The organism is Bradyrhizobium sp. PRIMUS42 (assembly GCF_023006515.1).
In the GTDB taxonomy this organism is placed as follows: Bacteria; Pseudomonadota; Alphaproteobacteria; order Rhizobiales; family Xanthobacteraceae; genus Bradyrhizobium.
In genome coordinates, this window is the sequence record NZ_JALBGZ010001068.1 from 1 (window position 1) to 1547 (window position 1547).

General features: G+C 64.7%; 1 protein-coding gene and 1 pseudogene. Both read right to left on the reverse strand.

Features of this window, described 5'->3' with window-relative positions; translation table 11 throughout:
* Positions 1–324, reverse strand: a pseudogene (locus MOV75_RS37610) (hypothetical protein); the annotation flags it as partial.
* Between the two features lie 165 nt (positions 325–489).
* The coding region (locus MOV75_RS37615; RefSeq protein WP_247007935.1) for a M23 family metallopeptidase at positions 490–1547 on the reverse strand (1058 nt) is incomplete at its 5' end.

A 1547-nucleotide genomic window follows, 5' to 3' on the forward strand; every position in this document is an offset into this window, starting at 1 on the left:
GCCGTCGCCCTTGCGCGAATAGAGATCGCCGGCGAGGAAACCGGTCCAGGCCATGGTGCCATCAGGCGCGAATGCGATGTCGTCGGCCATTCCGATCGGAGCCGGGATTGCAACCTTGGCGGTACCGCCTGATATGTCCACCTCGTAGAGCGCCGCGCCGGCGACGCTGCCGGCGAACAGATGGCCGGCCTTGTCGATTCCGAGACCGTGCACGCCATGGAACGCCGAGCCGGGGACGAGCTTCGTCACCTCCCAGCCGTCGGCCGATGCGCTCGTTGGGGCCAAAAGCGCAGCGAAGGCTGCGCAGGCGAGCCTGTTCTTCATGGCGAGACCTCCCGTTTTTTGGAAAGTATTCGCCCCTCACGCGGCTTTGGCAAACAAAACTTGACGTTGTGAGTGACGGCGCAAAACGGCCTTGCTCGATAACGTTGAAATTCGGATCGTGTTTGGAGATGTCAGGCCGATGTCGGCCGATTGCCGGTTGGCGACTTACCGGTTGGTGACCTGCAGCGGGCCGCCGGTCGCATCCGACATCCGGGCGATGGCGCCGCCGCGGCCGCTCATCATGCCCTCGAGCCGGTCGCGCTCCTTCTCGAAGCCTGCGAGCATCGGGCCTTCGAGCGAACGGCCGCGCGGCAGCTTCACGCGCATCGGGTCGACGAACCGGCCGTTGACCAGGATTTCGTAGTGGACATGGGGGCCGGTCGACTGGCCCGTCGAGCCGACGAAGCCGATCACCTGGCCCTGACGCACTTTCTTGCCCGCCTCCATGCCCTTGGCGAAGGCCGACATGTGACCGTAGGCGGTCTCGTAGCCGTTGGAATGCTTGATGCGGATGTATTTGCCGTAGCCGCCCTCGGGGCCGGCCTTCTCGATCAGGCCGTTGCCGGAGGCGAAGATCGGCGTGCCGTAGGAGGTGGCCCAGTCGACGCCGGTGTGCATCTTCACATAGCCGAGGATCGGGTGGCGGCGGCCGCCGAAGCCGGAGCGCATGATGGCGTTGTTGACCGGCTTCCTGACCAGGAACTTCTTCGCGCTCTTGCCGGTCTCGTCGTAGTAGTCGACCACGCCGTCGTCGGGGCTCTGGTAGCGGTAGTATTTCTTGGTCTCGCCGCCGACGGTCAGGGAGGCGAACAGCACGTCGTTCTTTTCGCTCGAGGTCACGCCCTCGTCTTCGCCGGCGTAGAACACGTCGAAGGAATCGCCCGGCTGCACCTTGCGCTGGAAATCGACGTCGTAGGAGTAGATCTTGATCATGTCCTCGATGACCGGCATCGGCACCTTGTTGCGCATCGCGGTCTCGTAGATGCTCTGGTACAGCCGCACGCCGGAGCCGTCATCGTCGTCATCGTCGTCGCTGTTGGCGTTGGCCGCAGCGTCCGCGACGGTGTTCATGCTGGAGACGTCGACCGCGACGTATTTGCCGAGATCGGACAGCGCCGCGATCGCCTCGACCATGGTCTCGTTGGCGACGACGACACGGTAGGGCTGGAGGCGGGCGCCGGGGCTCGCGGGCGCCATCAGGATGCGGAGCTTCTCGCCTTCCT